Below are 7,272 nucleotides of genomic sequence, written 5' to 3'. Positions count from 1 at the left end.
CATCTGCCGCAGGGCTACGATTACGCCTGGAGCGGGATCTCGTGGCAGGAGCAGCAGACCGGCAACCAGGCTATCTGGATCGTGCTGGCAGCGGTGGCGATGGCGTGGCTGTTCCTCGTCGCGCAGTATGAAAGCTGGACGCTGCCGGCGAGCGTGATGCTGTCGGTGCTGTTCGCCATCGGCGGGGCGCTGCTGTGGCTGTGGGCAGCCGGCTACGCCAACGACGTGTACGTGCAGATTGGCCTGGTGCTGCTTATCGCGCTGGCGGCGAAGAACGCGATCCTGATCGTCGAGTTTGCCCGCGCGAAGCGCGAAGAGGGGATGTCGATACCCGATGCCGCCCGGGAAGGGGCCACCCGCCGCTTCCGCGCGGTGCTGATGACCGCGGTCTCGTTTATTATCGGGATCGTGCCGATGATGTTCGCCACCGGCGCCGGGGCGCAGAGTCGGCGGATTATCGGCACCACCGTGTTCAGCGGCATGCTGGTGGCGACGGTCATCGGCATTCTGTTTATCCCCACGCTGTTTGTGCTCTTTCAGCGCCTGCGCGAGTGTGGGCACCGCCGGATGTCGGCCCGGCGCTAGCGGGCCTCCACCGTAATCATGCTGACGAACGGATGGTACTGCCAGGGCACGCCGCCGCCCTGCCGGTACATTTTCGAAATGGTGCCGTCGAGGTAGAGCATCTGCCGGACGTTGAGCTTTGACTGCGCGTAGCAGGCGAAATCGTAGAAGTTGGTTTCGCGCTCGCTGAGCATGAATATCACCTGACCCTGGCGGGTGAGGCCGACGCCGTTGCGCAGCTTGCGCGATCCGGCGGACGGCTTCAGCCGCCAGTTTATCCTGCCGTTTTCAATCAGCATCGGGCCGGACTGCACGGCGTAATCGATGGCCGGCGAGGGCCGGTATTTATCGATGCTGACGATCCCCGCCTGCTGGCCTTTAACAAAAAAGACCCCGCCGGGACAAATGAAAAAGTTGCCGCCGCCGGAGGCGCGGTTGAGCGCAACCCTCTGTTTGCCCTTTTCGATATAGAGCCCCAGCGGCGCATAGGCCTTATCGTAAATCCCGCCGTTCATCGCCATCCGCACCCGGCCGTCGCGGTTGATATCCGCCAGCAGCGATCGCAGGGAGCCCCAGGCGCTGCCGGCGTCGTTTTTCCAGTACATGGCGATCCGCTCCTGCTGCGGATTGACGGCGTAGCTTTGCAGCGTCAGCGACGGGTCGGTGAGGGCGCATTTTCCGGCGGCAAAGGCCGAAAACGGCAACAGCATAAGCGCGACGAGTCGCGGCGAGAGGCGCGGGGGCATGGGCATTCCTTGAGGCGGCAAAGGCGGGCAGTATACCTTTTTGCCGCCGCTACGCCGCCCAGATCTCGCAGTGCTTTTGCACCAGGCCGATCAGCGAGCCGCCGTTAGCGACAAATTCGCGCATCCGCCGGGCCTCGCTGCGATCCCGCTGCGCCTGACGGACGATGGCGTCAAGGGCGCTGGTGGCGTTGAGCCTGTGGGCGAAGGGCGCCAGGCGCTCTGCCAGGCGTAGAATCTCTTCCCGGACGCTGCGCTGCTCGCCGGAGTGGACGTCGGTGACGATCCCCTCGAGGCCGTAGCGGCAGGCCTGGTAGCGGTTGAAGGGATAGAGCAGATAGTCCTCGGGCTGCGGCTTAAACGGCCTTTCCGCCAGCAGCCAGCAGGCAATTATCTGAATATAGCCGGCAATATTCACCGCCTGCGCCACGGTCAGCGGGGTATCCATCACCCGTACCTCGACGGTGCCGAAGCGCGGGCTGGGGCGAATGTCCCAGTGCAGATCCTTCATGCTGTCGATCATGCTGGTATAGCTGAGGCGCCGGAACAGCCCGTTAAACGCCTGCCAGTCGGTAACCCACGGCATCGGACCGTTGTCGGGGTAGGCGGAAAAGAGGTTCAGGCGGGCGGTGGCGAATCCGCTGTCGGCCCCGTCGAGCCAGGGCGACGCCGCGTTAAGGGCAATGAAATGCGGCACGTAGCGCGACAGCCCGTGGACAAGGTAAATCGCATCGTCGCCGTTTTGGCAGCCGACGTGGACGTGCTGGCCGAACACCGTTGACTGCTGGGCGAGGTAGCCAAAGTGCTCGACGGTTTTCAGATAGCGCGGGTTGCTGCTGATCTGCTGGCGCTGCCAGGCCTGAAACGGGTGGGTGCCGCCGCCGCAGATTTGCAGATGCTGCTGCGCGCCGGCGCGCAGGATCTCCTGCTGAATAGTCGTCAGCTGCGCCATCGCCTGGTGGATGTCGCGGCAAATCCCGGTCGCCACCTCCAGCATGCTCTCGGTGATGTCGTGCTTCACCTCCCCGGCAGGAATGGCGTCCTCCACGGCGGCGATCAGCGCCGAGGAGTCCTGGCTCAGATCGTATCCCGGCGGGTTGACCACCTGCAGCTCCAGCTCAATACCAAGCGTAAAAGGCGCCGAAACGTGAAAATCAGGTAATGACATGGCGATTCCTTGCGTACGGATATGCAGGAAGTATAGGTAAAATTTCTCCGGCTCAGCGTTGGCCCCCATCAGGCGATCGGCGCGGGCCCTTATAAATAAAGCAGAATTATGAATTTATTTTATATTAAGTTACGCTGCGTTATTATTACCTGCCGCGACAAAATAGGCTGGTGCAGTTCTGCAACATATTTCACAACGGCGGTGCGCAAGAATAAGCTGTGATTATTTTATTAATACATATCATGTAGATAGTATAATTTATTCTTATTTTATAAGCGCTTTCACACTTATTTTCCTTGCTTTCAGAAGTGGTATGCATCTTGCCTGTTAAATAACGACTTTTTATTTAACAGGGACAATGTGATGCTCAAAAATACCTTACCTTTGCGTAAACGCCCCCTCGTCGCCGCGGCCGGCGCGCTGGCGCTGCTGACCTCCCTGCAGGCGAGCGCCTCAACGCTGCGGATCGCGATGACCGCCGCCGATATCCCGTTAACCCTCGGCCAGCCTGACCAGGGCTATGAAGGCAACCGCTTTACCGGCATCCCGCTGTATGACGCGCTGGTGGAGTGGGACCTCTCGCAGGGGGAGAAACCGAGCGGGCTGGTGCCGGGCCTGGCGACGGAGTGGCACGTCGATCCGCAAAATCAGACCCGCTGGATCTTTACCCTGCGCCCAGGGGTGAAGTTTCATGACGGCACCGAGGTTAACGCCGACGCCATCGTCTGGAACGTCGATAAGGTCCTGAACAAAACGGCCCCGCAGTATGCGCCAGGACAAATCGGCAATACGCTGTCCCGCATGCCGACGCTGACCGGGGCCGAAAAAATTGACGATCGCACCGTGGCGCTCACCACTTCCGAAGCCGATGCCCTGCTGCCGTACAATATTACCAACCTGTTTATCGTCTCGCCGACGGCATGGCAGAAGCTGTATGCCGCGGTGCCGGCCAGCGCCGGCGATACCGCCGCGCGCAGCAAGCTGGCGTGGACGGAGTTCGCCGCCCACGCGGTGGGCAGCGGCCCGTTCAAAATGGAAAAACTGGTTCCCCGCCAGCAGCTGATCCTAGATAAAAACCCGGACTACTGGAATAAAGATCGCATTCCGCGGGTCGATAAGGTGGTGCTGATCCCGCTCCCGGAAGCCAACGCCCGCACCGCGGCGCTGCTGTCGAAGCAGGTGGACTGGATTGAGGCCCCGGCCCCGGACGCGGTGGATCAAATCAAAGCCCAGGGCTTTAAAATCTACGCCAACACCCAGCCGCACCTGTGGCCGTGGCAGTTCTCATTCGAAGAGGGCTCGCCGTGGCAGGATATTCGCGTGCGCAAGGCGGCCAACCTGTGCCTTAACCGCGCGGAGCTGAAGAGCTACCTCGGCGGCTATATGACCGAAGCGACCGGCGTCTACGAGGCCGATAGCCCGTGGCACGGTAAGCCCACCTTCCAGATCAAATATGACCCGGAAACCGCCCGTAAGCTGATGACCGAAGCCGGGTACAGCGCCGGTAAACCGCTGCACGTTACCGTCGCCACCTCGGCCTCCGGCTCCGGACAGATGCAGCCGCTGCCGATGAACGAGTACATTCAGCAGAGCCTGAAAAGCTGCTTCTTTAACGTCGACATCAAGGTGACCGAATGGAACACCCTGTTCACCAACTGGCGCCTCGGGGCAAAAGACCCTTCGGCAAAAGGCATTGATGCCATCAACGTCAGCGCGGCGGTTAACGACCCTTACTTCGGCATGATCCGCTTCTCGACCGCCAAAGCCTTCCCGCCGGTGGCGACCAACTGGGGCTACTTCTCCACCCCGGAAACCGAAAAGCTGGCGACCGCGGTGAAGCACGCCTTTACCCCCGAAGCGATGAACAAAGCGGCCGGCGAGCTGCACGCCGCGCTGGTGGACCAGGTGCCGTTCCTGTTCGTCGCGCACGACGTGGGGCCGCGGGCCATTTCGCCGGCGGTGAGCGGCGTGGTGCAGCCGCAGAGCTGGTTTATCGATCTCAGCCTGGTGAGTAAGAAAGAGTAATCGTGACGGGAGCCAAAGATGATCAATACGCTGCTGTACCGCGTTCTGCTGGCCGTGCCGACCATGCTCGGCGTGGCGGTAATCTGTTTCATGCTGGTGCAGATCGCGCCGGGGGATCCGCTGGTATCGGTGATGCCGCCAGACGCCTCGGAGGCGCTGCGCCAGACGCTGATGCAGGCCTACGGTTTTGATAAACCGCTGCCGCTGCAGTTCGTTCACTGGCTGTGGCGAGCGCTGCACGGCGACTTAGGGATGTCGGTCGCCACCGGACGCCCGGTGATCGGCGAAGTGATGACCGCCGTCAGCTACTCCCTGCGCCTGGCGCTGCTGGCGACGATTATCGGCTTCGTGCTCGGCAGCCTGTTCGGCTTTGTCGCCGGCTATTTTCGCAACAGCATCATCGATCGCCTGGCGTCGGTGCTGTCGGTGTTTGGCGTCAGCGTGCCGCACTACTGGCTGGGAATGCTGCTGGTGATCGCCTTTAGCGTCAAGCTGGCGGTCCTGCCCGCCACCGGCGGCGGGCCGATCGGCGAAATCGGCTGGCAGTGGGATTGGGATCATCTGCAGTTTATGCTGCTGCCGGCGATAACCCTGTCGGTGATCCCGACCGGGATCATCGCCCGCACCGTGCGCTCGCAGGTCGCCGATATTCTCAGCCAGGAGTTTATCGTCGGGCTGCGCGCCCGCGGGCTTGGCGAATCGCGCATTTTCCTCCACGTGGTGAAAAATGCCGCTCCTACCGCGCTGGCGGTGATGGGGCTGCAGGTGGGGTATCTGATGGGCGGCTCGATTCTGGTGGAAACGGTGTTCTCGTGGCCGGGCACCGGCCTGTTGCTCAATACCGCTATCTTCCAGCGCGATCTGCCGCTGCTGCAGGGCACCATCTGGGTGCTGGCGCTGTTCTTCGTGCTGCTCAATCTGCTGGTGGATATTCTGCAAACCGCCCTCGACCCGCGCATTAAGAGGAGCTAACCATGGTGGATACCTTGACGACAAAAGCGCGACCCGCGTCTGTGGCCATCCCCGCCCGCCAGGGCTACTGGCGCGGCGTATTCCGCCGCCTGCTGCGCGATCCCGGCGGCGTGGCGGTCGGGTCAATCATCCTGCTGCTGCTCATTCTGGCGCTGTTTGGCCCGTGGCTGATCGCGAAAGACCCTTACCAGACGTCGATGTTTCTGCGCCTCAAGCCGATTGGTACCGACGGCTTCCCGCTCGGCTCCGACGAGCTGGGCCGGGATATGCTGTCGCGGCTGATCCTCGGCACCCGGCTATCGCTGTTTATGGGGATTGTCCCGGTGGTCTTCGCCTTTTTCATCGGCGGCGCCATCGGCATCGTTGCCGGCTACGCGGGCGGCAAAACCAACACCTTCATCATGCGCACCGTTGACGTGTTCTACGCCTTTCCCTCGGTCCTGCTGGCGATTGCGCTCTCCGGCGCGCTGGGGGCGGGCATCGGCAACGCGCTGCTGTCATTAACGCTGGTGTTCGTCCCGCAGGTGGCGCGTATTGCCGAAAGCGTCACCGCCCAGGTGCGGCACATGGACTATATCGACGCCGCCCGGGCAACCGGGGCCAGCGCGCTGACCATTATCCGCGTTCAGGTATTGGGCAACGTGCTGGGGCCGATCTTCGTCTTCTCAACCGGCTTAATCTCGGTCTGCATGATCCTCGCCTCCGGGCTCTCGTTCCTCGGCCTCGGCGTGCGTCCGCCCGAGCCGGAGTGGGGATTGATGCTCAACACGCTGCGCACGGCGATTTACACCCAGCCGTGGGTGGCGGCCCTGCCGGGATTGATGATTTTTATCACCTCCATTTCGTTCAATATCCTCGCCGACCGCCTGCGCGCGGCGATGGCGATCAAGGAGTAAACGATGCAGCCTTTTGTCAATATTGACCTCGGCGGCCCGGCCCAGCCGCTGCTGCAGGTCAACAATCTGTTGAAGTACTTTCGCGCCGGCGGCGGAAAGGGACATGAAGTGGTGCAGGCGGTGGATGACGTCAGCTTTACGGTGGTCAAAGGCGAAACGCTGGGCGTCGTCGGGGAGTCGGGCTGCGGGAAATCAACCACCGCGCGGCTGCTGATGCAGCTCCTGAACCAGGATCGCGGCGAGCTGGTTTTCGACGGGCTGGAGGTGGGATCGTCCCGCCTGCCGATGAAGGAGTACCGTCGCCAGGTGCAGATGGTGTTTCAGGATAGCTACGCCTCGCTCAACCCGCGGATGACCATGGAGGAGAGCATCGCCTTCGGCCAGCGCGTGCACGGCGTCAGCGCGAAGGAGGCCAGCGAGTACGCGCGCTATCTGCTGGCCCACGTGGGCCTTGAGCCGGGGCGCTTCGCCCACCGCTATCCGCACGAGCTCTCCGGCGGCCAGCGCCAGCGGGTGAATATCGCCCGCGCGCTGGCGATGAAGCCGCGGCTGGTGATCCTCGACGAAGCGGTGTCGGCGCTGGATAAATCGGTGGAGGCGCAGGTGCTGCAGCTGCTGCAGGAGCTGAAGCGCACGCTGGAGCTGACCTACGTATTTATCAGCCACGACCTGCACGTGGTGCGCTGGCTGTCGGACCGGATCCTGGTGATGTATCTCGGCGAGGTGGTGGAAATCGGGCCGGCGGAGCAGCTGTTCACCGCTTCGGCCCATCCCTATACCCGGGCGCTGCTGAGTTCGATGCCGTCGATGGACCCGCAAAACCGCACCCTGACCTCGCCGCTCAGCGGCGATCCGCCCAGCCCGATTTCCCCCCCGGCGGGCTGCCGCTTCCATACCCGCTGCC

General features: G+C 62.4%; 7 protein-coding genes. 5 read left to right on the top strand and 2 right to left on the bottom strand.

The window, feature by feature from the left end; translation table 11 throughout:
- A partial coding sequence (locus PFH44_RS22875) for an efflux RND transporter permease subunit (protein WP_283826249.1) occupies positions 1-585 on the top strand: 585 nt, incomplete at its 5' end.
- Here PFH44_RS22875 and PFH44_RS22870 read toward each other — a convergent pair.
- Positions 582-1,310 (bottom strand): phosphodiester glycosidase family protein, encoded by a 729-nt coding sequence (locus PFH44_RS22870; RefSeq protein WP_283826248.1) that lies wholly within the window; start codon positions 1,308-1,310, stop codon positions 582-584. The genes PFH44_RS22875 and PFH44_RS22870 overlap by 4 nt on opposite strands.
- Before the next feature lie 49 nt (positions 1,311-1,359).
- A complete protein-coding gene (locus tag PFH44_RS22865; RefSeq protein ID WP_283826247.1) occupies positions 1,360-2,475 on the bottom strand; it encodes a YbdK family carboxylate-amine ligase in 1,116 nt (371 codons plus the stop codon).
- 363 nt (positions 2,476-2,838) lie between these two features.
- Between PFH44_RS22865 and PFH44_RS22860 the strand changes: the two genes are divergently transcribed.
- The 4 genes from PFH44_RS22860 to PFH44_RS22845 form a co-directional block, all read left to right on the top strand.
- Positions 2,839-4,500, top strand: coding sequence for an ABC transporter substrate-binding protein (locus PFH44_RS22860; RefSeq protein WP_045854381.1), 1,662 nt, complete (start codon positions 2,839-2,841; stop codon positions 4,498-4,500).
- 18 nt (positions 4,501-4,518) lie between these two features.
- On the top strand, positions 4,519-5,472 hold the full coding sequence (locus PFH44_RS22855) for an ABC transporter permease (protein WP_045854382.1): 954 nt from the start codon (positions 4,519-4,521) through the stop codon (positions 5,470-5,472).
- Between the two features lie 2 nt (positions 5,473-5,474).
- Positions 5,475-6,368 (top strand): ABC transporter permease, encoded by an 894-nt coding sequence (locus PFH44_RS22850; RefSeq protein WP_045854383.1) that lies wholly within the window; start codon positions 5,475-5,477, stop codon positions 6,366-6,368.
- A gap of 3 nt (positions 6,369-6,371) precedes the next feature.
- Positions 6,372-7,272 (top strand): ABC transporter ATP-binding protein (locus PFH44_RS22845; RefSeq protein ID WP_283826246.1); only part of this gene is annotated, 901 nt, incomplete at its 3' end.

The sequence above is a fragment of the Klebsiella sp. Ech2A genome, from assembly GCF_030078455.1.
GTDB classification, from domain to species: domain Bacteria; phylum Pseudomonadota; class Gammaproteobacteria; order Enterobacterales; family Enterobacteriaceae; genus Klebsiella; species Klebsiella terrigena.
This window is presented reverse-complemented; position numbering and strand designations above follow the sequence as displayed.

What these genes read in the sequence shown, in the direction of transcription:
- PFH44_RS22865 (WP_283826247.1), bottom strand. Translation starts at nt 2,475, where the DNA reads ATGTCATTACCTGATTTTCACGTTTCGGCGCCTTTTACGCTTGGTATT.
- PFH44_RS22850 (WP_045854383.1), top strand. Translation starts at nt 5,475, where the DNA reads ATGGTGGATACCTTGACGACAAAAGCGCGACCCGCGTCTGTGGCCATC.
- PFH44_RS22860 (WP_045854381.1), top strand. Translation starts at nt 2,839, where the DNA reads ATGCTCAAAAATACCTTACCTTTGCGTAAACGCCCCCTCGTCGCCGCG.
- PFH44_RS22870 (WP_283826248.1), bottom strand. Translation starts at nt 1,310, where the DNA reads ATGCCCCCGCGCCTCTCGCCGCGACTCGTCGCGCTTATGCTGTTGCCG.
- PFH44_RS22855 (WP_045854382.1), top strand. Translation starts at nt 4,519, where the DNA reads ATGATCAATACGCTGCTGTACCGCGTTCTGCTGGCCGTGCCGACCATG.